This is a genomic window from Cellulosimicrobium cellulans (assembly GCF_016921195.1).
Taxonomy (GTDB): Bacteria; Actinomycetota; Actinomycetes; order Actinomycetales; family Cellulomonadaceae; genus Cellulosimicrobium; species Cellulosimicrobium cellulans_F.
Map to the genome: position 1 here is coordinate 34,527 of NZ_JAFGYF010000012.1, position 25,822 is coordinate 60,348.

Consider the following 25,822-nt stretch of genomic DNA (forward strand, 5'->3'; position numbering starts at 1 on the left):
CGGACCGCCCCGCGTCGGTAATCCCGCCGGTCAGGTGAGGCCGTACCGCGCGTCGAGGTCGGGGTCGTGGGGCGGGTCGCCGAACGACGCGGTCCAGGCGCCGTCGGCGGCGATCGACTGGCCGGAGACGTAGCCCGCCTCGTCGGACAGGAGGAACGCGACGAGTGCGGCAATCTCCGCGGACTCGGCGATGCGGCCGAGCGGCGGACCCTCGGCGAGCGCGCGCTCCTCGGCGGCCGGGTCGGCGGCGCGGGCGATCTGGGCGTCGAGGTGCGGGGTGCGTACCCCGCCCGGCGCGACGGTGTTGGCGCGGATGCCGTACCGCCCGTACGTCACGGCGACGGAGCGCGCGAGCGCGTCGATGCCGCCCTTGGTCAGCTCGTAGGCGGCGTGGTCGGCGAACGCCGCGCGGCCGTGGATCGAGCCGATGTTGACGATCGACCCGCCGCTCACCTGGTCGGTGAACGCCTCGACGGCGGCAGCGCAGCCCCACAGGTAGCCGAGGCCGTTGATCTCGACGACGTCGCGCGCGTCCTGCTCGACCTGCGCCGCCCGCTCCGGGTCGGCGAGCGCGTGCAGCGGCGTGCGGACGGTGATGCCCGCGTTGTTCACCCATCCGGCGAGCGGCGCGAGGTCGCGCGCGGTCCGCGCGGCCTCGCGGTGGGCCTCGCGGTCGCGCGAGTCCCCCAGCACGACGGCGGCGCACACCCCCTCCTCGACCGTCCCCGAGCCCGGGGTGCGTTCCAGCCCGACGACAGTCCACCCGTCGGCGGTGAGGCGCGCGGCCACGGCGCGGCCGATGCCCTTGCCGCTGCCGGTCACGACGGCGCTTCGGTGCCGGTTCACAGGTCCGGCTGCGGGTCCTGTCACGAGGGCTCCTCCAGGTCGAAGCGGTCGGGGTCGAGCGTGAAGCCCAGGCCGGGGGCGTCGGGCGGGGTCGCGTGGCCGCCGTCGAACACGGGACCGCCGCGCACGAGCAACGGCGCGGGGTCGTAGGGGTTGCCCGCGGGCGAGCGGTCGAACGTCTCGACGCCGATGCCCGCCGCTCCGCCCAGGTGCACGCTCACCTCGGGGTACACATGACTGGACACGACCTTCCCCCGCGCGGCCCACGCGCGCACGAGCGGGTCGGCGGCGGTGATGCCGCCGATCGCCACGACGTCGACGCGCGGCACGTCGAGCGCGCCCCGCGCTTCGAGCCGGGCGAAGACCTCGGGGTCGGTGACCTCGTCACCGACGGAAAGCGGGAGCCCGGACGCGTCGCGCACGCGCGCGGCGCCGACGGCGTCCTCGGGGAGCAGCGGGTCCTCGAGCCACGCGAGCGCGGGCGCGCTCTCCCCCGCCGCACCCGTGACGCCCCACGCGTCGAGGTCCGCGAGCGCCTCGTCCGCGTCGCGCCAGCCGAAGCCCACGTCGACGACGACGCCGCTGCGCCCCGCGACGGTCGGCCGGCCCGTGACCTCGGGCAGCTCGGCGCGCAGGATCGCGAGCAGGTCGCGCATGAGGGCGCGGTCGGGCGACCGCGAGATCTTCAGCAGCGGCCACCCGGTGCGCGCGTGCGCGAGCACCTCGTCCGCGACGTCGCGCGCGGTCCGGCCCGGCGTCGGGTATGCCGCGACGAGGATCGCGGGGCGTGGCACAGCGGCGGCCGTCCCGGATGAGACGTCGCCGGGACTCCCTGCGACGGCACGTGACGGAGCGCCCCTGTCGCCGCCGACACCGGGCTCCGCGGACCCCGCGAGGTCCGGGCCGTCGTCGAGCAGGGACCACACGGGACGACCGGCGAGGCGGCCCGCGAGGTCCCACAGCGCGACGTCGACCAGGCCGATCGCGCGCCGCACGAGGCCCACGCGGCCGACGATCGCGGACCCGCGCAGGGCCGCGTCCCAGACGGCGCCGACGCTCTGGCGTGCTGCAACGCCGTCGGACGCGACGACCTCCCGGCCCACCACGTGCGGGGCGACGAGCCGGTCCACGAGCTCGGCCATGGGTGCCTCGCGCGTGAGCGCGTACGACTCCCCGGCGACGGTGCGGCCGTCGTCCGTCTCGGCGACGACGCGCACACCGACGTACTCGCGGCGCTCGACCGTCATCGCGCCGAGGCGCAGCGGCTGCGGCAGCGGGACGACCGTCGTCGCGGTGCGGACGGCGACGACGCGCGCGGCGGTCCCCACGCTCACTCCGGCTTCTTGGCGAGCGGTACGCCGTAGTCGACGAGGAAACCGCCGTCGACGTAGACGGTCTGCCCGACCATGTACGCGGCCTGGTCGGACACGAGCCAGCTCACCGCGTTGCCGATCTCCTCCGGCTGGGCGAGCCGGCGGGCGGGGATGCGCGCGAGGATCGTCTCCTCCGAGAGCGTGCCCTGGGCGACGCCCTGGCGGAAGACGCCCGTGTCGATGTACCCGGGGGCGACGGCGTTGACCCGCACTCCCCGCGCGGCCCACTCGGCGCCCGCGGTCGCGGTGAGCCCGATGACGGCGGCCTTGGTCGTCGAGTAGGGCGCCCGGCCCGCGGAGCCGCGCGCCGAGACGGACGAGATGTTGACGACGGCGCCCCGGCCCGCCGCGAGCATGTGGCGACCCGCGGCCTGGAGGCACGCGAAGACGCCGTGCAGGTTGACGTCCACGACGGCCGACCACTCGTCCCACGTGAGGTCCTCGAGCGCGCGGTGGCGCTGGATGCCCGCGTTGTTGACGAGCGCGTCGATCCCGCCGAACGCCGCGGCGAGGTCGTCGAACGCGGCGCGCACGGCGGCGTGGTCCGTGACGTCGAGCGGGGCCCAGACGAGCCCGGGCGCGTGGGGGACGGCGCCGAGGTCGAGCGCGGGCAGGTCGTGCTGCACGACGTCCGCGCACACGACCCGGAACCCGTCGGTCGCGAGGCGCTCGGCGACGGCGCGGCCGATGCCGGCCGCTCCCCCGGTGACGACGGCGAGCGGGACGCGCGGGGCGTCGGGGGCGGGGGTGGTCACTGGTCCTCCTCGGGGACGGGACGGGTCGGGGACGCGGCGGGTGTGGGTGCGGCGGGTGTCGGTGCGGCGGGTCGTGCTGCGACGTCGCCGGCGGGCCAGGCGGCGGCGTCGGCGAGCACGTCGTCGACGACGGCGCACGCGTGCCGCTCCAGGCGTTCGAGCGAGCCCGGCGCGAGCGGCGACTGCCACGCCTGGTAGGCGCCGACGTCGTACGCCTCTTGCGTGGGCAGGTAGACGAAGCCGGGGCCGTTCGTGAGGTTCGCGACGACGACGGGCCGCGTCCCGGCGTGAGCGCGCACCGTGCGCTGGAGGCGCGAGTACGCCTCGCCCGGGTGCGCGACGAGCAGCGCCTCGCCGACGCGCCACACCCAGGTGGGGTGCTCCACGGTCGGGCCGGTGACGTAGCCGTCGCGGAGGTTCCGCGCGCGGCGCAGGCGCTCCTCGCGCGAGCGCGGGTCGATGTCGGCCCACTCGGCCTCGAGCTCGTCCCACGTCGGGAGGTCGCGCAGGTCGAGCGTGACAGGCTCCGTCACGGCCGCGAGCGTCCGTGCGTCGGGCCGGGCGCCTGCGCCGGCGGCCGTGACCGCGTCGGGGAGCGCGGCCGACGGCGCGGGCTCCCACACGGCGAGCGGCGCACCGGACTCGACGACGTGGGTCAGCTCCAGCTCCGTGCCCGGCGGCGGGAGCTCGGCGAGCGCCGCGAGCACGGCGTGGCCGAGCGAGGAGCCGTGGCGGTCCGCGACGGCGGTGTCACCCGTGTACTGCTCGCGCGGCGCAAGCTCGCCCGACGCGCCCTGCAGGAACGCGACGGGGGCGCTTGTCTCCCGCTCGACGAGGTCGCGCATCGCGCCCACGTAGTCGGGCGAGACGAGCCGGTTTTGCCACGCGAGCGTCGTCGGGTGGCACGCGTAGTTGACGATCGTCGCGAGGGTGACGTCCTCGCGTACGGGCGCGGCGCCGTCGGGCCGCGTCTCCCCGGCGGGCGCCGAGCGTGCGGTGAGGCGCCCGACGACGACGGTGTCGTCCGCGGGGTCGGCGCCGGGCGAGCACGGGGTGCCGGCGTCGGGGTTGAAGCCGACGAGCGGCCGGGGCGACGTGCTCTCCGCAGCGGCTCCCGCGGTCGTGCCCGCGTCCCCGCCGGCGCAGCCGTCGAGCAGCGCCTCGCGGTTCGACGCGAGGCCGCAGCGGCCGGTCGTCCACTCGAGGGTGGCGGGCCGGAGGGACCCGATCGCCTCCACGGCGGCGTCGGCCGCTGCGCGCGCGAGGTCGTCCAGGTAGGCGACGCCGCGGTCGCCGCCCGCGAGGTCGGCGTCGCCCGAGCACAGGACGGGCCCGGCGTGCGTGTGGGAGAGCGACACGAGCAGGCGCTCGACGGGCAGCCCGGTCGCGTCGAGGACGGTCGCGCGCAGGGTCGCCTCGTCGTCGACCCGGCGCCACCAGGTGCCGTCGATCGTGACGAGGACGAAGGGCTCGGCGACCCCGGGGTCGGAGCGCTCCTCCGCGAGCGCGACGGCGGTCAGCGTCATCGCGCGATGCGCGCCCTCGGAGACGTCCCAGTCCGCCGGGCCCCAGTTGCGCGCCCGGATGCCGGGGGCAGGCGTCACGTCGCGGACGGCGACGCCCGCCAGGCCGACGAACGCGGGGACGGGTGCCCGCGTGTGCAGGGCGACCATCGCACCTCCTCTGGGCTCGGGAGTGCCGATGCTATAGCATGTTGCTCGGTCGACACGCCCGACCAGGGACGGCGCCGTGGCCGCTATCCTTCGGGGCGTCCGACCGACGACGATCCGAGCCCGCCGCCCCCACGACACCACGGAGAAGCCATGGCGCTCAAGAGCGTGCCGGACCAGAACGTCGCCGACCGCGTGACGGTCGAGCTGCGCGAGGCGATCTTCAGCGGCGACCTCGCGCCGGGCGAGCGGCTCGTCGAGCGCAAGCTCGCCGAGCGCCTCGGCACGAGCCACATCCCGGTGCGCGAAGCACTGACGCGCCTGACGCAGGAAGGCCTCGTCGAGCGGCTCCCCCACCGCGGCGCGCGCGTCGCCGCGCTCACGAGCCGCGACCTCGAGGAGATCTCGAGCCTGCGCACCCTGCTGGAGCAGTTCGCCGTCGTGCGGGTCCAGGACGCCTGGGACCCGGCGAAGGAGGCGAAGCTGCGCAAGACGGTCCAGCAGATGGTCCAGGCGGCGGAGAAGGGCAGCAACGCCCGCGTCTTCGAGCTCGACCGGCGCTTCCACGAGCAGCTCTGGGAGATGGCCGACCACCGCATGCTCATGACGCTCAACGCCCAGCTCCGCAGTCGCATCACCGGGTTCCTGCGCGCCGCGAACGCCGCGCTCGAGCCCGAGGCGCGCGTCGCGCACGCCCGCACCCACGAGCTCATCGTCGACGCCATCGCAGGCGGCGACCCCGCCGCGGCGCAGCGCGTCATGGCCGAGCACATCGGCGAGGCCGCCGCGCGCCTCGCGAGCCACACGGCCGACGAGACAGAGCCCGCCGCCGCGAACGGCTGACCGCCGCCGCGTCCGCGCCGTGCTGCGACTCGCGCGAACCCGGGCCGCCTAGGGTCGCGGGATGGACATCGTGCGCGCCGCCGAAGCGTTCGCCGCCTGGGCGCAGACGCATCCCCAGGACTTCGGCGAGTGGGAGGCCGACTACCCCGAGTGGCCCGCGGCGTACGACAGCGCTCGGGCCCTCCTCGACGACCGACCCTTCCCGGAGTGGAACGACCCGGAGAAGCAGTCCTTCCTCTCTCTGCTCGCGCGTGACAACGAGGTCGAGGACCTCGCGCACCTGCTCTCCGAGCACCCGACGACGCTGGTTTGCGTCGCCGAGCACGTCTGCGCCTCGCCGGAGTCCGCCGAGCCCCACGCACGGTGGCAGATCGCGGCATACCTCCCCGCTGCCGGGCCGGACGCGACCCCGTCGCTCCTGACGCTCGTGGCCGACGACGACGAATACGTCCGCCGTCGCGCACTGCTGTCGCTCGGCACGCTCCGGGCACCGGCCGCGGAACGGTGCGCCGTCGCCGCCTGGGAGTCCGGTCTCGAGTACCAGCGGATCGTCGCACTGCACGTCCTGCGCGAGGTGGGGTCACCCCGGTTCGAGACGTACGCGGCGCTCGCGGCGGACGACCCGCGCGTGCTCGTCCGACAGGCAGCCCAGCGGCCCGGCTGATCTCAGGCGAGCAGGAGCCCGGATGGCGGCAGTGCCGCCATCCGGGGGTCGTGCGCGCCCAGCCCGGCCCGCACGGTCCGTCGCGTCGCACGCCGACGGTCGTCCAGCGACCCTACTTTTGCTATAGCATCCCGTCAACACCGGCTCGCGACCCTGGACGGCCATGCACCTGCGCACCGCCACGCCCGACGACGTCCCCTCCCTCTACGCGCTGTGGGACCGCGCGTTCGACGCGCCGCTCATGGTGCCGGTCTATGAGACCGACGACGGTCGGCTCGACCGCACGCACATCGCCGTAGACCCGCTCGACGGCGGGGTCGTGGGCTCGGTGTACTGGACCCCGCGCGAGCTCGGCGGGCCCGACGGCGGCACCCTCCGGGCGGGCGGTGTCGCCAACGTCGCGACCGCCCCCGAGGCCCGTGGCCGGGGCCTCGTCCGCGCGCTGCTCGCGCGGGCCGTCGAGCAGATGGAGCAGGACGACGCGGACCTCGCGCTGCTGTTCACCGGCACGCCCGACGTCTACCGGTCGAGCGGCTTCGAGACGTTCCACGTCCCGCTGCTGCGCGGCGCGCCCCGCCCGGTCGGCGACCCGGACCCCGGACACGACGACCTCGACGACGACGGGCTCCCGACGGACGCCGCGCCGTCGGACCGCGTGGGCGACGCCACCGTGCGGGTCCGCACCGACCGCCTGCCGGGCATCCCCTGGCGCGCGTGGTCCGTCGCGCTCCATTGGGAGCAGCTTGCCGTGCTGCACGACGCGTTCGACACCGTGACCGCCGGACCGCGCCCCCTCACCACCCGGCGCACCGGCGAGCACTGGGAGCACCGCATCCCGCTCTGGTACTCCGGCGCCGAGGTGTTCACCGCGCGGGCTACCGACGGGGAGGTCGTGGGCTATCTCGTCCTCGAGCCCGGGCCGGGCGTGCTGAAGGTCCGCGAGCTCGGCGTCGACCCGACGGCGGATCGCGCCAGCGAGGTCGTCGACGCCCTCGCGCGCACGACCCTCCAGCGCACGCGTCCCCACGCCTCCCCCGTGGTCGAGGTCCGCCTGCCCGCGCACGCTCTCACCGACCGCTTCGCCGCGGCAGTCCTCGACGCGCCGCTCGCCGGCACCGACTCGACCGGGATGCTCCGGCCCGTCCGCGCGAGCGCCGACGTCGTCGCGCGCCTCCGCGGCACCGCCGCGGCCAGGGTGGGCTTCCACTGGCCTGGGGACTACCTCTGACCAAGACCACGAACGCGGCACTACCACTCGGCGGGCCGCCCACCTGGGTCTCTGCTCACCTCAGGGGACCACCCGCGCTGCGGACCCGAACCCGCGCGCCGAGACCCGACCACGGTTCTACCTCGCGCGACCACGGTTCTACCTCGCGCCACCACGGTTCTACCTCGCGCGACCACGGTTCTACCTCGGGTGACCGCGGTTCTACCTCGGGTGACCGCGGTTCTATCTCGGCATGGCCCGACATCAGGAACGGACGTCCGGACGCGCGTGCTATGGCATCTGATCGGGCGAGACGTTCCGTCTGACCTGCATGAATGTCTGCCACGCTGCCCTTGACGATGCCATAGCATCGGGCTAGTCTCCGAGGGTCCGGTTCACCGTCGCAACGACGCGCACGAACCCGCTGACCCCGACCCAGCATCAGAACCGCACGACCCCCGCAGCACCGCTCCCCCGGAAGACCCCGCAGCCCCGGGCCGCCGGAGCCATCGCGTCGCCCGCCCGCACGGCGTCCTCCGACGTCACGAAGGGTGCCCCGTTGTCCACTCCAAGATCCCAGACCCGCCCCGCGTCCGCCGACCTCGGCGCGATCGACCCGATGACCGCCGAGGCGCCACCGTCGCCGTCGCGCCGCAGCCTGCTGCGCGTCGCCGGCATGGCCTCCCTGGCCGCCGGAGCCGTCGCCCTCGGCACCGGCAGCGCGCACGCGGCGCCCGTCGCCGGCGCGCCGCTCGCGGCGAAGAAGGACGACGAGCCCGACGCCGAGGTCCTCGTCGCCACCACCGTCGCTCAGCTCACCGGCTGGAAGGCCAAGAAGGTCGACGACGGCACCGTCGTCCAGCTCCTCGGCCACGCCACCCCCGGCGACGGCGCGGCACGCCTCGTGCGCTACGACGCGACGTCCACCGCGACACCCAACGGAGGCACCGTCCTCGCCCCCGCCGACGCCGGCGCCACAGGCCGCTGGCACACCCTGCACACCGGCACCGCCGACTTCCGCTGGTTCGGCCTCTTCGGCCCCGACACCCCCGCCGACCACGCGCTCGACGCCCTGGTGAACGACCCCAGCATCACCCGCATCGAGGCCCGCACGGACCTCAACTTCACGCGGCGCCACACGTTCACGCGCTCGAACCTCGAGCTCGACTTCGGCGGGCGCACGGTCACGACGGAGGGCATCGAGCGCAACGCCCACGACAACCCGTTCGGCGCGGTCCTGTTCTTCCAGGGTCGCGTGACCGACGAGACGCAGGAGCGCACGCTCGCCGCGATTCTCTCCGACCTCACGGACGTCTTCGAGGTCGCGGACGCGGGCGCGTTCGCCGTCGGGCAGTGGTGGGCGCTGCGCTCGGACGAGCGCCCGGGCGGCGGCGGGGACGAGCGCGAGCTCCAGCGCCTCGTCCAGGTCACGCAGGTGCTCGACGCGACGCACGTGCGCGTGGACTACAAGAACGGCTGGGAGCTGCCCGCCGGGCGCGTGCTCACCTGGACGCGCGTCGAGCCCGTGGAGCAGGTGCACGTGCGCGCGATGACGTTCCACGGCTCCGGGCCCTTCGACGGCCCGGCGAACGGCGAGCTGCCCGACGACCGGGAGATGACCGGCTCGCACCCCGTCGCGTTCGAGTACGCGGTGCGCTGCGACGTCTCCGACGTCCACGGCCACCGCACGTGGTGGCCCGTCATCATGCGGCGCTGGAACACCCACTTCGTCACGGAGCGGTGCTCGGTCGCCAACCCGCCGACGGTGTTCTACGGCGGCGCCGGCTACCTCACGCAGCAGATCTACTGCCTGTACGGGCGGGTCTCCGACTGCACGAGCCACAACGCGCGGCACCTCAACGACCTCACGGCGTCGGCGTACTGCCTCGTGGAGAACTGCCACGGCGACGGCGACGACCAGGGCGGCAACCCCTTCACGACCCACGGCCAGTACGAGCACGACCTCGTGTTCGTCGGCAACAGCGGGCTCATGGACATCGCCAACTCGGGCGGTCAGTGGGGCACGGCGGCCAAGCGCATCACGGTCAAGCACCACACGTGCTCGTGGTTCGTCGCGGGCACCAAGATCACGGACCTCACGCTCGAGGACGTGCACGTCGTCGCGCGGTCGACGTTCGACCCGCAGGCCACGCTCACGATCAACGCCGACGGCGCGCACGTGCGCGGCTGCACGGCCGGCTTCTTCGCCGTCGGGCAGCGGTCGTCGCTGTCGCGACGCCCGACGGTCGTGGAGGACTGCGCGTTCGCGCTGCCCGCGGGGTCCGTGCTGCACCAGACGCCGGTGACGAACCCCGTGCACTTCGTGCGCACCCGCATCACCGGCGTGGACGGCACGATCCTGCGCGGCGCCGGCCCCGTGACGTTCACCGACTGCGAGCTCGTGGGCGGCACGGACGACGCCCCGGCTGCGCCGGTCGACCTCGGCTCGGCAGACGTCACCGTCACGGGCGGGTCGTGGCAGGGCGTGGGCGTGCGGCTCAGCGGCGCGCGCGACCAGCGGCTCGTGCTCGACGGCGTCCGGGCCGCGGGCACGACGACGGCCGGGGCCCTCGTCTCGCGCGGCACCGGCGCGGGGGCCGTGGACGTCACGCTCCGCGGCGCCGACCTGCGGGCCCCCGACGGCACCGCGCACGTCGCGCTGCGCCCCGGCGACCGCTACTCCGCGACCGGGTCGCGGTTCACGGGCGGTCGCCTCGACCTGCCCGACGGCGTGCGCGTCCTCCATGCCCGCAACGTCGAGACCGGCGTCGACCGCGCGGGGCTGCCGACCGCAGGCGACGGCGTGCTCGTCGACGCGAACCTCACCGTGTGACCCGTCCGGGCGACGCCCGGGCACCCTGATCCCCCCCTCCCACCGACACCCGCGCCGTCGTGCACGGGCCGACGAAAGGACACCCATGACCCTCGAGACCACGACCGAGCCGACGACGGCCGCACCGGGCGAGGCCGCCCAGCCGCCCTCGCGACGCAACCTGCTGCGCGTCGCCGGCATCGCCTCCCTCGCCGCGGGCGCCGTCGCCCTCGGCAGCGGCAGCGCCCACGCGGCGCCCCTCGTCGGCGCGCCGCTCGCGGCGAAGAAGGACGACAAGCCCGACGCCGAGGTCCTCGTCGCCGCCACCGTCGCCGAGCTCACGGGCTGGAAGACCAAGAAGCTCGACGACGGCACCGTCGCCCAGCTCCTCGGCCACGCCACCCCCGGCGACGGCGCCGCCCGGCTCCTGCGCTACGACGCGAAGTCCACCGCCGCCCCGAACGGCGGCACGGTCCTCGCCCCGAAGGACGCGGGAGCCAAGGGCCGCTGGCACACCCTGCACACCGGCACCGCCGACTTCCGCTGGTTCGGCCTCTTCGGCCCCGACACCCCCGCCGACGACGCCCTCGACGCCCTCGTCGACGACCTCAGCGTCACGCGCATCGAGGCCCACACCGACCTCAACTTCACCCGCCGCCACACCTTCACGCGCTCGAACCTCGAGCTCGACTTCGGCAACCACCTCATGACCACCGAGGGCATCGAGGACGCCGGCCAGGACGACCCGTTCGCGGCCGTGCTGTTCTTCCGTGGCAAGGTCACGGACGACGTCCGGACGAACACCCTCACCGCGACGATGCCGGAGCTGCGCGACGACTACGAGGTCGCGGACTCGTCGCAGTTCGAGGTGGGCCAGTGGTACGCGGTCGAGGTCAACGCGCTCGCCGGCCGGTGGGAGCGGGAGCTCCAGCGCCTCGTCCAGATCACGCAGATCGTCGACGCCACCCACGTGCGCGTCAACTACAAGGCGGGCTGGTCGCTCGCGAAGGGCCGCACGCTCACGTGGACGCGCGTCGAGCCCGTCGAGCAGGTGCACGTGCGCAACCTCGCGTTCCGCGGCCGACCCGACGGCGACCAGTACACCGGCTCGCACCCGATCGCCTACGAGTACGCGGTGCGCTGCGACGTGGAGAACGTGCACGGCGTCGCGACGTTCTGGCCGCTCGTCATGCGCCGCTGGAGCACGTTCTTTCGCACGGCGGGCTGCTCGCTGACCAACCCGGCGTCGGTCACGTGGGGCGGCGCGGGCTACCTGACGCAGCAGATCTACTGCAACTACGGGCACGTGGTCGACTGCCACACGACCAACGCGCGGCACCTCAACGACTGGACCGCGTCGTCGTACGGGCTCGTGGAGAACTGCCACGGCGACGGCGACGACCAGGGCCCGTTCGTCACGCACGGCCAGTACGAGCACGACCTCACCTACGTGGGGAACTCGGGCCTCATGACGTTCGCCAACTCGGGCGCGGCCTGGGGCGGGGCCGCCAAGCGCATCACGGTCACGCGGCACGTGTGCTCGTGGTTCGTCGCGCGCGTCAAGGTCACCGACCTCACGCTCGAGGACGTGCAGGTCATCCGCAAGGACGGCCTCGCGGGCTCGGGGATGCTGTGGGTCAACGCCGACGGCGTGCAGCTTCGCGGCTGCCAGGCCGACGACACCCTGATCATCTCCCAGGCGTCGGCGCTGTCGAAGCGACCCAACGTCATCGAGGGATCGCGCTTCGCGGTCCTGCCGGACACCGCGATCACCCAGGCGAACGTCACGAACCCGGTGCACCTCGTCCGCACGACCCTGAACGGGCTGAAGAACGCGTCGTTCGCCGGGAAGGGCGCCGTCGTGCTGGACGCGTGCACGCTCGAGGCGGCCGAGGGCGAGGGCACCGTGACGGCGAGCGGCGACCTCACGGTGCGCGGCGGCGTCGTGCGCAACGTCGCCCTCGTCGCGGCAGGCGCGGCCGAGCAGACGATCCGGCTCGACGGCGGCGCTCGGCTCGAGGGGAAGCCCGCGGGCGGGAGCTTCCTGCGCCGGGCGAAGGCGGACAAGCCGGTCACGTGGGCGCTCGACGGCGTCCGGAGCACCGCGCCGTCGGGTGACACTGGGCACGTGAACCTCGACGCCGGCATCAACAAGTGGTCCGCCACGGGCTCGACCTTTGCGGGCGGGACCCTGGCGCTCGCACCGTCCGCCCTGGGCGGCGACTCGTTCGTCCTCCACAGCGGGAACGTCGAGCAGGGCGTCACCCGCACGGCGTTCCCCGACGACGGCGACCGCGTCGTCACGACGGGCAACCTCGTCGTCTGACGCGCCCGCCCCGCGCCGCTCTCCCCACCGGCCGCACCCCGGCGCGGGAGCAGCGCGCGAGGTGAGACGACGAAGGGGCCGGGGGGTGGTGAGTGCGGGTCGTGGCGGGCCTGGCGGGAGCGCCGCGAGGAACGAGCAGCGCGGATGGTAGACCCGCACTCACCACCCCCGGCCCCGGCCCACGACGACCACCGCGCCGGCACCCCGAGGCGCGGCACGAAAGGTCACAACTCCGCATCGCGTCGTGCGCGAGTTAACACGAGCGCCGATCTGGCGTAACATCGGCATGGCAGGCTTGCTATAGCAAATAGCAAACGAGGCCTGCCAGGGCCGGGAGACCCCCGCCCCGCAGGACCATCGCAACGGAGCAAGGACCGCACACGTGACCCCGAACCCCCCGCCTGTCACCGTCGCCCTCGTCGGCGCCGGCAACCGTGGTCAGACGTACGCGCGCTGGATCGCCGAGCACCCCGAGCGCGCACGTCTCGTCGCCGTCGCCGACCCCCGCCCCCACCAGCGCGGGCTCGTCGTCGACCAGGCCGTCGCGGCGCAGGCCGGCCTCTCCGCAGCCCAGGCCGTCGCGTCGGGCACCGCGCTCAATGTCGAACCGGGTGCCGAGCTCCCGCAGGTCGCGGAGTTCGCCGGCTGGCGCGACCTCGTCGCCGCGGGCGACGCCGACCGGGCCGCGGGGGGCACCGGTCGACTCGCGGACATGGTGATCGTCGCGACGCAGGACCGCGAGCACCGCGACCCCGTCGTCGCGCTCGCGCCGCAGGGGTACGCGATCCTCGTCGAGAAGCCGCTCGCGCCGAGCCCGGAGGAGTGCCGGGACGTCGTGGACGCGGTCGAGGAGTCGGGCGTGCTCTTCGGCGTGTGCCACGTGATGCGCTACATGCCGTACACGGACCTCGTGAAGTCGGTCGTCGACTCGGGCGTCCTGGGCGAGATCGTCAACGTCCAGCACCTCGAGCCCGTCGGCTGGTGGCACGACGCCCACTCCTACGTGCGCGGCCCGTGGCGCTCGGAGAAGACGTCGAGCCCGATGCTCCTCGCGAAGTCGAGCCACGACCTCGACTGGATCCGCTACGTCACGGGCAAGCGGATCGCGACGGTCGCGAGCTTCGGCTCCCTCAAGCACTTCCGGCCCGAGGAGCGGCCCGCGGGCGCGGCGGACCGCTGCCTGGACTGCCCGCTCGAGCCCACGTGCCCGTACTCGGCGCCGCGCCTGTACCTGTCGACGCTCCGCGAGAAGGGCCCGATCTGGCCGGTCTCCGTCATCACGGACGCGACCGACGAGGCGGGCGTCGTCGAGGCCTTGCGTACCACCGACTACGGCCGCTGCGTCTACGACTCGGACAACGACGTCGTCGACCACCAGGTGGTCGCGATGGAGCTCGAGGGCGGCGGCGCGGCGACGTTCACCATGACGGCGTTCTCCGAGCAGGACCACCGCAAGACCCAGATCTTCGGGACCCACGGGTGCCTCGACGGTGACGGCGAGAAGGTCCGCGTGACCGACTTCCGCGACGGCAGCGTGACCGTGCACGACGGCGGCCACCACGGCGCCACGAACGCCGCCGACGACCACGGCGGCGGCGACTCGGGCGTCATGGACGCGTTCGTGCGCGCCGTCGCCACGGGCGACCCGAGCCACGTCCGGTCGGGCGCCGTCGAGTCCCTCCAGAGCCACCTCGCCGTGTTCGCGGCCGAGGAGTCGCGCCACCGGCGCACCGTCGTCGACGTCCCGGCCCGCTGACGCGTCCGGCGCGACGACCGCACCTCCACAGCACCACACCGCACAGCACCACCCCACCCCCCACCCGCCCACCCCGGCGGGACCTCACCAAGGAGACACGTCGATGACCCTGCGCACGACGAAGCGCCTCTGGACCGCCGCCCTCGCGGTCGGCACGCTCGGCGCGCTGAGCGCCTGCGCCGGCGGTGCCGGCGCCGGCAGCTCCACCCCCACCCCCGAGGACGGCGCCGCGTCCGGCTCCGTGACGATGTGGACGTACCCCGTCATCGCCGACGAGGCCGCCCACAAGGCCTTCTGGGACGAGCAGATCGCCGCCTTCCAGGAGGAGAACCCGGACGTCGAGGTCAAGGTCGAGATCTACCCGTGGGCCGGTCGTGACGAGACCCTCGCGACGGCCATCGCGGGCAACAAGGGCCCGGACGTCGTCTACCTCATCCCGGACCAGATCCCCAAGTACGGCAAGTCGCTGGCTGCGGTGGACAACTACGTCACCGACCAGGTGGGCGACCTGCGCGAGAACGCGTCGAAGGCCGTCACGGTCGACGGCGCGATGCTCGGCTCGCCGCTGATCATGAACAGCAAGCCGCTCGTGTGCAACGCCGCGGCGTTCGAGGCCGTCGGCGAGGCCGGCAACTACCCCGAGACGTGGGACGACCTCATGGCGCTCGCGCCGACGTTCCAGGCCGCGGGCTACGACGTCACCAACTACTGGGGCTCGGTCGACGCGACGCTCAACGAGTCCTTCTACCCGCTGCTGTGGCAGGCGGGCGGGTCCGTCTTCTCCGAGGACGGCTCGTCGGTGGCGTTCGACTCGCCCGAGGGCGTCCAGGCCCTCCAGTTCGCGGTCGACCTCGCCGAGGGCGGGTACATCGAGAAGGACCTGCTGACGACGATCCCCGCGTTCGAGCAGACCAACACCGCCAAGGGCAAGATCGCGTGCACCTGGCAGCAGGGCCCCGCCGACGTCGCCGGCTTCTGGGGCGAGGAGAACGTCGTCGTCCTCCCGCCCCTCAAGGAGGCGGAGGCGGTCGCGTTCGGCACGGTCGGCTCGCTGTCCGTGCTCAAGACGGCGGACAACCTCGACGCCGCGGGCAAGTGGGCCGCGTTCGCGACCTCGCCCGAGGTGAGCACGGAGTACGCGAAGGCGGCGGGCTGGTTCTCGCCGTACGAGACCGAGTCGGGCCTCTACGCCGACGACCCGGTGCTCTCCGCGCTCGAGGACACGCTCCAGTACACGACCGCGGGCGAGGTCAACGAGAAGTCCCGTGAGGTCATGGGCGTGCTCGCCCCGGAGATCCAGGCCGCGCTCATCGGCGAGAAGACGCCGGAGCAGGCCCTGAAGGACGCGGCCGCAGCGGCGAACCCGCTGCTCGGCTGACCGACGTCGCGGCGCGGGCGGCCCTCCCCCTGGCCGCCCGCGCCGCGGCACCCCTCGCGGTACGAGAGGAGAACCCATGACCGCGACCGCCCCCACCTCGGACGGGATCACCGCCGACGGGGCCGACCGGCGCCCGGCGTCGAAGCCCCCGCGCGGCGGCACCCGCCGCGTCCTGCAGCGCCGCGAGGCGAGGATCGGCCTGCTGTTCGCCCTCCCCGCGTTCCTGCTGTTCCTGCTGTTCCGGTTCGGTCCCGCCATCGCGGGCGTCGCGCTGAGCTTCTTCGACTACACCATCGGCGTCGGCGCCGAGTGGACGGGCGTCGAGAACTTCCGGCGCATGGTCGACGACCCGATCTTCTGGTCGGCGCTGCGCGTCACGGTCGTGCTGAGCCTGCTCATCGTCCCGGTGTCGCTCGCGATCTCGACGTTCATGGCGCTCATGGTGCGCCGCTCGTTCCGCGGCTCCGGCTTCTACCGGTCGGTGTTCTTCCTGCCCGTCGTCACGAGCCTCGTGCTCGCCGCGACCGTGTTCACGTGGGTGTTCTCCACGAACGGCCCGTGGTCCAAGCTCATGGGCGCGCTCGGGTTCTCGACGGAGTCCTGGCTCGGCGACACGCTGCTCGTGCTGCCCGCGCTCGCCATGGTCGCGATCTGGTCGCGCTTCGGGTACGGGATGCTCATCCTCCTCGCCCGCATGCAGGACCTGCCTCGCGAGCTCGAGGAGGCCGCCGCGATCGACGGCGCCGGACCGTGGAAGCGGTTCTGGCACATCATCGCGCCGCAGCTCAAGCCCACGCTCTTCTTCCTCGCCGTCATCGAGACGACGGCGTCGTTCCAGATCTTCGACCTCGTCTACGTGATGACGGCGGGCGGACCGGCCCGGGCGAGCTACAACCTCGTCTTCTACATCTACGACCAGGGCTTCAAGTACTTCGACCTCGGCTACGCGAGCGCGCTCGGCGTCGCGCTGTTCGTCGTCACGCTCGTCGTCGCCCTCATCCAGCGCTTCGCCATCGGGAGGGACAAGTGACCGCCGCCGACCCCACCACCACCGAGCGCGTGCTCGAGGGGGCCGCGCTGCCGGTGCGCCCCACCGCGACCCGGCGCCGGCGCGGCCGCAAGGGCGCGAGCGACCTGTCGCTGCGCGGCAAGGTGCTGCGCTACGTCGTGCTCTCGCTCGCCGCCGTCGTGACGATCTTCCCGTTCTACGCGATGGTCGTGCTGTCGCTGAAGCCGGCCGCCGCGATCGACTTCCCCGCGTCGCTCCTGCCGACGAACCTCACGACCGAGGCCTACGGCCGCGTGCTCGGCGCGGGCAACATCGGCACCTGGCTCGTCAACACGCTCGTGTACTCGGTCGTGTCCGTCGTCGCCGTGCTGCTGCTCGCGTCGATGGCCGGCTACGCGTTCGCCAAGAAGAAGTTCCCCGGGCGCGAGGCCATGTTCTGGTCGTTCCTCGCGATGGTCATGGTCCCGTACCACGTGACCCTCATCCCGACGTTCATCCTCATCGCGCAGGCGGGCGGACTCGACACGTACTGGGGCCTGATCCTGCCGACGCTCGCGAACGCGCAGGCCGTGTTCCTCATGCGGCAGTTCATCCTCGACCTGCCCGACGAGCTGTTCGAGGCCGCGAAGCTCGACGGCGCCTCGGAGTGGCGCATCTTCCTGCGCATCGTGCTGCCCCTGTGCAAGCCGATCCTCGCGACGCTCGGCACGTTCGTCTTCCTGTGGCACTGGAACGACTTCCTGTGGCCGCTCATCATCGGCCAGGGCACCGACCACTGGACGCTGACCGTCGGCATCGCCTCGCTCCAGCAGCAGGACGTGCCGCTCAACATGGTGCTCGCGGGCGCCACCATCTCGTTCGTTCCGATCTTCGCCTCGTACCTCGTGGCCCAGCGCTTCTTCGTCGAGGGCGTCACCTCGTCCGGCATCAAGGGATGACTCACCACATGACCACGCAGACCAGCACCACCGCCCTGAAAGCCCCGACGTCCGTCGCGGAGCTCGAGGAGCTGCTCACGACGCCGTCGCCCGCCCTCGTGGAGGACCTGGCCGCCCGCTCGGGCGACCTCGTCATCCTCGGAGCGGGCGGCAAGATGGGTCCGAGCCTCACCGTCCTCGCCCGCCGGGCGCTCGACGCGGCCGGGCGCACAGGCGACGCCGTGCACGCCGTCTCGCGGTGGTCCGACGCCGCGCAGGCCGACCGCCTGCGCGACGCCGGCGTGAACGTCGTCGCGGCCGACCTGCTCGCGCCCGACGCGGACCTCGCCGCCCTGCCCGACGGCGCCGACGTCGTCTACATGGTGGGCGCCAAGTTCGGCACGTCGTCCGCGCCGTCGCTCGCGTGGGCCGCGAACGCGGCGCTCGTGCACGACGTCGCGCGCCGCTACGCCGACTCGACCATCGCGGCGTTCTCCACCGGGAACGTCTACCCGCTCGTGCCCGTCGAGTCGGGCGGGTGCTCCGAGGAGCACCCCGTGGGGCCGGTCGGCGAGTACGCGATGAGCTGCCTCGGGCGCGAGCGCGTGCTCCAGCACGCCGCGCTCTCGCGCGGCACGAAGGTCGTGACGATCCGCCTCAACTACGCCGTCGACCTGCGCTACGGCGTGCTGTTCGACGTCGCGTCACCGATCCTCGCGGGCGAGCCCGTGGACCTCACGACGGGGCACGTCAACGTCGTGTGGCAGGGGTACGCGAACGAGGTCGCGCTGCGCTCGCTCGCGCTCGCGTCGTCGCCCGCGACGGCGATCAACCTCACCGGACCGGAGACGGCGTCGGTACGGCGCCTCGCGGAGCTCCTCGGCCGCGGCCTCGACCGCGAGGTGTCGTTCACGGGCGAGCCCGCCCCGACGGCGCTCCTCAACGACGCGACGCGCTGCCACGAGCTGTTCGGCTACCCGCAGGTGCCGCTGCGCACGCTCGTGGACTGGCAGGCGCGGTGGCTCGCGGCCGGGCTGCCGACGAGCGGCAAGCCGACGAAGTTCGCCGTGCGCGACGGGGCGTTCTGATGACGAGCGCCGTCACGGTCCCGCGCCTCGCGGACGACGTCGCGAGGCTGCTGCGGACGGGGACCGTCATCCCCGCGCAGCCGCTCGCGCTCGACGCCGACCGCCGCCTCGACGAGCGCCGCCAGCGCGCGCTCACGCGGTACTACCACGCCGCGGGCGCGGGCGGCGTGGCGGTCGGCGTCCACACGACCCAGTTCGAGATCCGCGAGCACGGGCTCCTGCGACCCGTGCTCGAGCTCGCCGCAGAGGTGTCGCGCGCGACGATCGCGGGCGACGCGCCCGCGGGCTCGCTGCACACCGGGCCCCGCCCGCTCGTCCAGGTCGCGGGCGCCGCCGGCGACGTGCGGCAGGCCGTCGCCGAGGCGGAGCTCGCGGCAGGACTCGGCTACGACGCGGTGCTGCTCGCGCCCCGCGTGCCCGGACTCACGGGCTCGCGCGAGGAGGTCGAGCGCGTGCTGCTCGACCGGGCGCGCGCGGTCGGCGAGGTGCTGCCCGTCATCGGGTTCTACCTCCAGGAGGCGATCGGCGGGCCGCGACTGTCCGTCGGCTTCTGGCGCGAGTACGCGTCGATCGAGGCGGTCGTCGCGATCAAGGCCGCGCCGTTCCACCGCTACCGGACGCTCGACGTCCTGCGCGGCGTCGCCGCGTCCGGGCGCGGCGACGAGATCGCGCTGTACACGGGCAACGACGACGCGATCGTCGCCGACCTCACTCAGCGCCTCGACGTCCCGGTGACCGACGCCGAGGGGCGCGCCTCGACCTTCACGGCGCGGTTCGTGGGCGGCCTGCTCGGGCAGTGGGCGGTCTGGACCCGGGGCGCGGTCGAGACGCTGGCCCTCGCGCACGCGGCCCAGGGCATCGGGCCGGACGGGGGCGCCACCGTGCCCGACGCCGCCGCCCTCGCGACCCTCACCGCGCGCGCGGCCGGCCTCACCGACGCGAACGCGGCCGTCTTCGACGCGGCGGGCGACTTCGCGGGCGTCATCGCAGGCGTGCACGAGGTGCTGCGCCGCCAGGGCCTGCTCGAGGGCATCTGGTGCCTCGACCCGGACGAGACCCTCTCCCCCGGCCAGGCCGACGAGCTGACGCGCGTGACGGCGTCGTACCCGTGGCTCGCGGCCGCGGACGACGCGCTCGTCGCGGAGCACCTCGAGGACTGGCTGCGATGACCGGCGCGCCCGGCACGGAGACCGTCGCGGGGCCTGGTCCGGGAGCCGGGGCTGCCCGCGCGGTCGTCGCGGTCGCGCCGTGGTTGCGCACCGAGCTGTTCGCCCCGGACGTCTGGGAGCGCCTGGCCGGCGCGGGACCGTTCGACGTCGTCGACGACCCGCGGGCGCTCGGCGCCGCGCTCGACCGGCTGAGCCCCGCGGTGCGCGAGCGCGTCGACGCGCTCGTCATCTCCTGGGGCACGCCGCCCCTGGACGACGACCTCCTGGACCGGCTCCCCCGGCTGCGGCTCGTCGCGCACACGGGCGCCTCCGTCAAACCGTTCGTCACGCCCGCGCTGTGGGAGCGCGGGGTCCGCGTGACACAGGCGGGCCAGGCGATGGCGCGCCCCGTCGCGGAGGTCTCGGTGACGTTCGCGCTCGCGCTGCTGCACCAGGTCCCCGCGTTCCACAACGCCCTGCACGACGGCGTCCCGTGGGCCGACGCCGAGGCCGCACCCCCGCGGTACGAGATCGCGGGCACGCGCGTCGGCGTCGTCGGGGCGTCGCGCACCGGCCGTGCGGCGATCGCGATGCTGCGTGCGCTCGGCGCGGAGGTCGTGGTCGCCGACCCGACCCTCTCCCCCGCCGACGCCGCCGCGCTCGGCGCGACGCTCGTCGCGCTCGACGAGCTGCTCGCGACGAGCCGCGTGACGATGCTGCACGCGCCCGTGCTGCCCGAGACCCACCACCTGCTCGGCGCGCGCGAGCTCGCGCTCCTGCCCGACCACGCGGGCCTCGTCAACACCGCGCGGTCGTGGCTCACCGACGAGGACGCGCTCGTCCGCGAGCTCGCGACGGGGCGGATCAGCGCCGCGCTCGACGTCTACGACGCCGAGCCGCTGCCCGAGGACCACCCGCTGCGCCGCCTGCGGAACGTGCTCCTCACGCCGCACCACGCCGCCGCGACCGTGCAGGGGCGGCTCGCGCAGGGCGCGATCGTCGTCGACGAGCTCGCGCGGTTCCGCGCGGGCGAGCCGCTGGTCCACGAGGTCCGGGAGGCGGACCTCGACCGCATGGGCTGACGCCCGATCACGGCGAGCCGCCCGGGGGCGCGGCCGGCGCCGCCGGTGCCGGTCGCCGTCGCGGCAGCGTCGCGACGGCGACGCCGGCCAGGCACAGCGCACCTCCCGCGAGCGTGACGACGGCCGGGACCTCGGCGAGGACGAGCCACGACAGCATCACGACGATCGGCGGGACGAGGTACGTCGTCGCGGCCGCCCTGCCCGCGCTGAGGCGCGAGAGCGCGTATCCCCACGTCGTGAAGGCGACGGCGGTCGGGCCGAGCCCGAGGAGCACCACGGCCCACGTGGACGACGCGGGGGCCGGGCCCACGTCCGCGGCGAGCGCCGAGGCGAACGGCAGGAGCGCGACCGTGCCCGCGAGGCACCCGACCCACGTCATCGTCAGGGCGTCGACGCGTGCGAGCAGCCGCTTCTGCGACGTCGCCGCGCCCGCGTAGAGGACCGCGGCCGCCAGCCCGAGCGCGACCCCGAGGACGTCCCGCTCCCCCGAGGACGTCGCCGTCGCGATGACGGCCACGCCCGCGAACGCGGCGGCCATGCCCACGAGGAGGCGGCGCGGGAAGCCCTCGCCGAGCAGCAGCCCCGCGAGCACCGCGACGAGGACGGGCGCGACGTTCACGAGCAGCGCCGTCGTCCCCGCGTCGAGGTGCTGCTCGGCGGCGTTGAGCGCGAGGTTGTAGAGGCTGAACCACCCCACGCCCCACGCGAGGACGGCGACGAGGACGCGACCGCGCGGGAGGACGGGACGCGCGCCGCTGCGCAGCCATCGGACGGCGACGATCGCCGTGAGGCCGACGCTGCCGGCGAGCTGACGGCCGAGCGCGAGCGACCCGGGCTCGTAGTCGTGGCCCGCGGCCCGCACACCGATGAACGCCGATGCCCACAGCAGGACCGTCACGGCCACCGCGAGGACGACGGAGAACGCGGCGCGACGGGCCGACCCGCGAGCCGGGAGCGGCCCCGACCGGGCGGAGGTCGCTGCCGGGACGGCGGGCCGGGAGGCGTCGACGGGCGTGGTCGTCCGGGTCTCACGTGCGGTCACGCGTCGATCGTCGCCCCACAGGAACGTTCAGCACCAGCGAGATCTTCTACCGCTCGATTCAGCGCGGCTGTAGCGTGGGACGATGCTCGACGTCCACCGGCTGCGCGTCTTCCGGTCCGTCGTCGCGAGCGGGTCGGTCCAGGCCGCCGCGGCGGCGCTCGGGTACACGCCGTCCGCCGTGAGCCAGCACGTCGCCGCGCTCCAGCGCGAGACCGGTCTGACGCTGCTCGAACGAGCCGGGCGCGGCGTGCGGCCCACCGCGTCGGGGCTCGCCCTCGCCGCCCAGGCCGACGGCGTGCTGGCGCGGCTCGGCGAGGCCGAGGCCGTCGTCGCGGACCTGCGCGCGGGCCGGACGGGGACGCTGTCCGTCGCCTACTTCGCCTCGGTGGGCGCCGCGTGGCTCCCCCAGGTCGTGCGCCGGCTCACGACCGACTTCCCGGGCGTCCGGCTCGACCTGGAGCTGCGCGAGACGATCCCCGACGACCCCGACGCGCGCGCCGACGTGCAGCTCGTCGTCGCACCGCGCGGGTTCGCCCCGGGCAGCGGCTTCCGGTCGCACCACCTGCTCGACGACCCGTACGTCGTCGTGCTGCGCGACGACCATCCCCTGGCGCGCCGCGACACGGTCGAGCTCGCGGAGCTGCGCGAGGAGCGCTGGGTCGACAACGACTTCGCACGCGGGTGGTGCCGTCGCACCCTCGTCGAGGCGTGCACGGCCGCCGGGTTCAGCCCGCCGTTCCACGTCGAGGCGCACGACTACCCGACCGCGATCGCGTTCGTCGGCGCGGGCGTCGGCCTCACGGTCCTGCCCGCGCTCGGCGCCGCGCACCTGCCGCCCGGCGTCGTCGCCGTCCCCGTGGTCCGACCCGCTCCGGTGCGCTCGATCCACGCCGTGCTGCGCGACGCCGTGGTGGGCACGCCTCCGGGCCGGGCGGTCCTCGACACGCTCCACGACGTCGCGGGCGCGCGTGTCGATCTCGTGGGTCCCCGTTCGACCTGAGGATGAGAGGGTCGGGTGGTCCGGCCCGCAGGCACGAGGAGACGACGATGAAGTACATGCTCATCATGCGTGGCAGCGACGAGAGCCAGGCGGCGTTCGAGGACGTCTCGTTCGACGAGATGCTCGAGACCGTGGGGCGGTTCAACGACGAGCTGATCCGGGCGGGCGTGCTGCTCGCGGCCGAGGGCCTGGACGACCCCGGGCAGGGCGTGGTCGTGGACCTCTCGTCCGACGTGCCCGTCGTGACCGACGGCCCGTACGGGGAGACCAAGGAGCTGTTCGGCGGCTACTACGTCCTCGACGTCGCGTCGAAGGAGGAGGCGGTCGAGTGGGCCAAGCGGCTCCCGTTCTCCGGCCCCGGGACGAAGGTCGAGGTCCGTCGCGTGACGACGATCGACGAGTTCCCGCAGGACAACGAGTGGATCCGCAAGGAGCGGGCGTGGCGCGAGGCGACCGGCCAGCTGTGAGCGCGAGCGACGCGGGCGCCGGCTCGGGTGTCGGCCAGAGCCAGCAGACCGACCCGGGCCGGCGCGCGGTCGAGGCCGTGTGGCGCATCGAGTCCGCGCGGATCGTCGGCGCGCTCGCGCGCTACACCGGTGACTTCGCGCTCGCCGAGGACCTCGCGCAGGAGGCGCTCGCCGAGGCGCTCGTCGCGTGGCCCCGCGACGGCGTGCCGCGCCACCCCTCGGGATGGCTCCTCACGGTCGGCAGGCGCCGCGCGATCGACGCGTTCCGCCGCCGCGCAGCCCTCGACGAGCGCTACGCGGCCCTCGCCCACGGCCTGGGAGAGGGCGCGGTCGTCACGGGAGGGCCGCCGTCGGGCCCGTCGCCCGGCGAGGGCGCCGACCTGCTGTGGGACCCCGACCAGGTCCACGACGACGTGCTCGCCCTCATGTTCGTCGCGTGCCACCCGGTGCTCTCGCCCGAGGCGCGCGTCGCGCTCACCCTGCGCGTGGTCGGCGGTCTCTCGAGCGACCAGGTCGCGCGCGCGTTCCTCGTGCCCACGGCGACGGTCCAGGCGCGGATCACGCGCGCCAAGAAGACGCTCGCCGCGGCCGGCGTACCGTTCGGCGTGCCCCCGGCCGAGGAGCGGCGCGAGCGTCTGGGCTCGGTCCTCCACGTGCTGTACGTGATCTTCACGGAGGGGTCCACGGCCACGACCGGCGACGACTGGCTGCGCCCCGACCTCGCGCACGAGGCGCTCCGGCTCGCGCGCGTCCTCGCGGGGCTGGTCCCCGACGAGCACGAGGCCCACTCGCTCGTCGCGCTCCTCGAGCTCACGGCCGCGCGGTTCCCCGCCCGCACCACGCCCGACGGCGACCCGGTGCTGCTCGCCGACCAGGACCGACGGCGCTGGGACCGCTCGGCGATCCGGCGCGGCCGTGCGGCGCTCGCCCGCGCCGACGCGGTGGGCACGCCGGGCCACGGCCGCGGCGCGTACGGGCTGCAGGCGGCGATCGCCGAGTGCCACGCGGTCGCCCCGTCGGTCGAGGAGACGGACTGGGACCGCGTCGTCCTCCTCTACGAGGCGCTCGGACGTCTCGCGCCCTCACCGGTCGTGGAGCTCAACCGGGCCGTCGCCGTCGCGATGGCGCACGGCCCGCAGGAGGCGCTGCAGATCGTCGACGAGCTCGTCGCGACCGACCGCCTGCCCGGGTTCCACCTCCTGCCGAGCGTGCGGGCCGAGCTCCTCGGACGCCTCGGTCGTGTCGACGAGGCCCGCACGGAGTACGAGCTCGCGCTGCGGCTGTGCCCGAACCCGCGCGAGCGGGACCTGCTGCGTCGCAAGGCGGACGCGCTCGGCACGTGAGCGCTACGACCCGTCGGACGCCGTGTACGACGTGCCGGGCCAGTACGGCCACTCCTCGAAGTGCTCGACGCGCCCGTCCGGGGCGAACCGGAGCACCCACAGGTCGCGGTACTCCTGCGCCTGAGGCGCGAGGTAGCGGACCTCGAGGCGCACGACGGCGTCGGGACCCTCGACCGCGACGGGCTCCGCGGTCACGGTGAAGGTCGCGCCCTCGTCCGCGGTCCAGAAGCCGCGGATCGCGTCGTGACCGCGCAACGGCTCGTCGTCGTAGGGCGAACGCAGGTACGTCGCGTCCGGGGTGAACAGCCGCTCGACGGCGGTCGTGTCGCTCGCGCGCCACGCCTCCTCGTACGCCGCGACCCAGGCCGTCACGGCCTCGCGCTGGACGGTCTCGGGCACAGGTCGCTCCTCGGTCGGTCGTCGTCGACCCGTCCGACGCTACCCCTCCCGCGACGCTGCGAGAATCGGGGGGTGAGCGAGACCCCCGACCCCGGCACCGACTGGCGCCCGCACGTCGCCGACCCGGCCGCCCGACCGCCGTCGACCCTGCCCCACGTGGTGTTCTTCGAGCCGCGCATCCCCGGCAACACGGGCAACGCGATCCGCCTCGCGGCGGTGACCGGCGCGCGCCTCCACCTCGTCGAGCCGCTCGGGTTCGACCTGGACGAGCCCAGGCTGCGCCGCGCGGGCCTGGACTACCACGACCTCGCGAGCGTCGAGGTGCACGCGGACCTGGACGCCGCGCTCGCGACCCTCCCGGGCCGCGTCTTCGCGTTCACGACCCGCGCGACGACGTCGTTCACCGACGTGAACTACCGGCCCGACGACGTCCTGCTCTTCGGCCCCGAGCCGACGGGACTGCCCGACGACGTGCTCGCGCACGAGCGGATCACGGACCAGCTGAGGATCCCCATGCTGCCCGGTCGCCGCTCGCTCAACCTCACCAACGCGGCGTCGATCGCCGTCTACGAGGCGTGGCGGCAGACGGGCTTCGCCGGGGGCGCCTGAGGGAGGCCGCCCACCGGGGCACGGCGGCCCCCCGACTGCAGGAAGAGTCGCGCCCGAGGGGATCGGGCGCGACTCTTCCGCACTCAGC

Annotated in this window: 22 protein-coding genes; 16 read left to right on the forward strand and 6 right to left on the reverse strand. The window is 74.4% G+C overall.

Features of this window, described 5'->3' with window-relative positions; all coding sequences use genetic code 11:
- Window positions 1-30 precede the first annotated feature (30 nt).
- Genes JN535_RS18210 through JN535_RS18225 form a run of 4 tightly spaced genes read right to left on the reverse strand, consistent with a single transcriptional unit; the run spans window position 31 to window position 4,647 of the window.
- Complete coding sequence (locus tag JN535_RS18210) at window positions 31-870, reverse strand: SDR family NAD(P)-dependent oxidoreductase (RefSeq protein ID WP_307868934.1); 840 nt, start codon at window positions 868-870, stop codon at window positions 31-33.
- Entirely contained in the window at window positions 867-2,180 is a 1,314-nt protein-coding gene (locus tag JN535_RS18215; protein WP_307868936.1) for an enolase C-terminal domain-like protein, read from the reverse strand. The genes JN535_RS18210 and JN535_RS18215 overlap by 4 nt, the downstream gene beginning before the upstream one ends.
- A complete protein-coding gene (locus tag JN535_RS18220) occupies window positions 2,177-2,974 on the reverse strand; it encodes an SDR family NAD(P)-dependent oxidoreductase (protein WP_205207230.1) in 798 nt (265 codons plus the stop codon). Before JN535_RS18220 ends, JN535_RS18215 begins: the two co-directional genes overlap by 4 nt.
- Window positions 2,971-4,647, reverse strand: a complete 1,677-nt coding sequence (locus tag JN535_RS18225; RefSeq protein ID WP_205207231.1) for a hypothetical protein — start codon at window positions 4,645-4,647, stop codon at window positions 2,971-2,973. Before JN535_RS18225 ends, JN535_RS18220 begins: the two co-directional genes overlap by 4 nt.
- A 150-nt stretch (window positions 4,648-4,797) precedes the next feature.
- Here JN535_RS18225 and JN535_RS18230 point away from each other — a divergent pair, with 150 nt between their 5' ends.
- The 12 genes from JN535_RS18230 to JN535_RS18285 all read left to right on the forward strand — a co-directional run bounded on the left by JN535_RS18230 (window position 4,798) and on the right by JN535_RS18285 (window position 20,874).
- Complete coding sequence (locus JN535_RS18230) at window positions 4,798-5,487, forward strand: GntR family transcriptional regulator (protein WP_205207232.1); 690 nt, start codon at window positions 4,798-4,800, stop codon at window positions 5,485-5,487.
- A 61-nt stretch (window positions 5,488-5,548) separates the two neighbouring features.
- Entirely contained in the window at window positions 5,549-6,151 is a 603-nt protein-coding gene (locus JN535_RS18235; RefSeq protein ID WP_205207233.1) for a HEAT repeat domain-containing protein, read from the forward strand.
- A gap of 163 nt (window positions 6,152-6,314) precedes the next feature.
- Window positions 6,315-7,379: a GNAT family N-acetyltransferase gene (locus tag JN535_RS18240; protein WP_205207234.1), complete on the forward strand. Its 1,065-nt coding sequence runs from the start codon at window positions 6,315-6,317 to the stop codon at window positions 7,377-7,379.
- A gap of 538 nt (window positions 7,380-7,917) precedes the next feature.
- Window positions 7,918-10,191, forward strand: coding sequence for a peptidase C14 (locus JN535_RS18245; protein WP_240201422.1), 2,274 nt, complete (start codon window positions 7,918-7,920; stop codon window positions 10,189-10,191).
- A gap of 85 nt (window positions 10,192-10,276) precedes the next feature.
- On the forward strand, window positions 10,277-12,496 hold the full coding sequence (locus JN535_RS18250; protein WP_205207235.1) for a peptidase C14: 2,220 nt from the start codon (window positions 10,277-10,279) through the stop codon (window positions 12,494-12,496).
- Between the two features lie 382 nt (window positions 12,497-12,878).
- Entirely contained in the window at window positions 12,879-14,252 is a 1,374-nt protein-coding gene (locus JN535_RS21640; protein ID WP_205207236.1) for a Gfo/Idh/MocA family protein, read from the forward strand.
- A gap of 103 nt (window positions 14,253-14,355) precedes the next feature.
- The gene (locus tag JN535_RS18260; protein WP_205207237.1) at window positions 14,356-15,630 is read left to right on the forward strand and encodes an ABC transporter substrate-binding protein; all 1,275 of its coding nucleotides are present in this window, start codon (window positions 14,356-14,358) and stop codon (window positions 15,628-15,630) included.
- Window positions 15,631-15,706: 76 nt separating this feature from the next.
- Window positions 15,707-16,660: a carbohydrate ABC transporter permease gene (locus JN535_RS18265; protein WP_162290336.1), complete on the forward strand. Its 954-nt coding sequence runs from the start codon at window positions 15,707-15,709 to the stop codon at window positions 16,658-16,660.
- Complete coding sequence (locus tag JN535_RS18270; protein WP_307868939.1) at window positions 16,657-17,577, forward strand: carbohydrate ABC transporter permease; 921 nt, start codon at window positions 16,657-16,659, stop codon at window positions 17,575-17,577. Before JN535_RS18265 ends, JN535_RS18270 begins: the two co-directional genes overlap by 4 nt.
- Window positions 17,578-17,585: 8 nt before the next feature.
- Window positions 17,586-18,644, forward strand: a complete 1,059-nt coding sequence (locus tag JN535_RS18275; protein ID WP_205207238.1) for an NAD-dependent epimerase/dehydratase family protein — start codon at window positions 17,586-17,588, stop codon at window positions 18,642-18,644.
- Complete coding sequence (locus JN535_RS18280; protein ID WP_205207239.1) at window positions 18,644-19,813, forward strand: dihydrodipicolinate synthase family protein; 1,170 nt, start codon at window positions 18,644-18,646, stop codon at window positions 19,811-19,813. The genes JN535_RS18275 and JN535_RS18280 overlap by 1 nt, the downstream gene beginning before the upstream one ends.
- The gene (locus tag JN535_RS18285) at window positions 19,810-20,874 is read left to right on the forward strand and encodes a hydroxyacid dehydrogenase (protein WP_205207240.1); all 1,065 of its coding nucleotides are present in this window, start codon (window positions 19,810-19,812) and stop codon (window positions 20,872-20,874) included. Before JN535_RS18280 ends, JN535_RS18285 begins: the two co-directional genes overlap by 4 nt.
- Before the next feature lie 7 nt (window positions 20,875-20,881).
- On the opposite strand, the gene JN535_RS18290 is transcribed toward JN535_RS18285, so the two are convergent.
- On the reverse strand, window positions 20,882-21,916 hold the full coding sequence (locus tag JN535_RS18290; RefSeq protein WP_205207241.1) for a DMT family transporter: 1,035 nt from the start codon (window positions 21,914-21,916) through the stop codon (window positions 20,882-20,884).
- 82 nt (window positions 21,917-21,998) lie between these two features.
- Between JN535_RS18290 and JN535_RS18295 the strand changes: the two genes are divergently transcribed.
- The 3 genes from JN535_RS18295 to JN535_RS18305 are packed head-to-tail and all read left to right on the forward strand — an operon-like array spanning window position 21,999 to window position 24,726.
- Window positions 21,999-22,916, forward strand: coding sequence for a LysR family transcriptional regulator (locus JN535_RS18295; protein ID WP_205207242.1), 918 nt, complete (start codon window positions 21,999-22,001; stop codon window positions 22,914-22,916).
- Between the two features lie 47 nt (window positions 22,917-22,963).
- Complete coding sequence (locus JN535_RS18300; RefSeq protein WP_205207243.1) at window positions 22,964-23,383, forward strand: YciI family protein; 420 nt, start codon at window positions 22,964-22,966, stop codon at window positions 23,381-23,383.
- Complete coding sequence (locus JN535_RS18305; RefSeq protein WP_205207244.1) at window positions 23,380-24,726, forward strand: RNA polymerase sigma factor; 1,347 nt, start codon at window positions 23,380-23,382, stop codon at window positions 24,724-24,726. The genes JN535_RS18300 and JN535_RS18305 overlap by 4 nt, the downstream gene beginning before the upstream one ends.
- Before the next feature lie 3 nt (window positions 24,727-24,729).
- On the opposite strand, the gene JN535_RS18310 is transcribed toward JN535_RS18305, so the two are convergent.
- Window positions 24,730-25,125, reverse strand: coding sequence for a YybH family protein (locus JN535_RS18310; RefSeq protein WP_307868942.1), 396 nt, complete (start codon window positions 25,123-25,125; stop codon window positions 24,730-24,732).
- 147 nt (window positions 25,126-25,272) lie between these two features.
- Between JN535_RS18310 and JN535_RS18315 the strand changes: the two genes are divergently transcribed.
- A complete protein-coding gene (locus tag JN535_RS18315) occupies window positions 25,273-25,734 on the forward strand; it encodes a tRNA (cytidine(34)-2'-O)-methyltransferase (RefSeq protein WP_205207278.1) in 462 nt (153 codons plus the stop codon).
- Window positions 25,735-25,822: the final 88 nt, after the last annotated feature.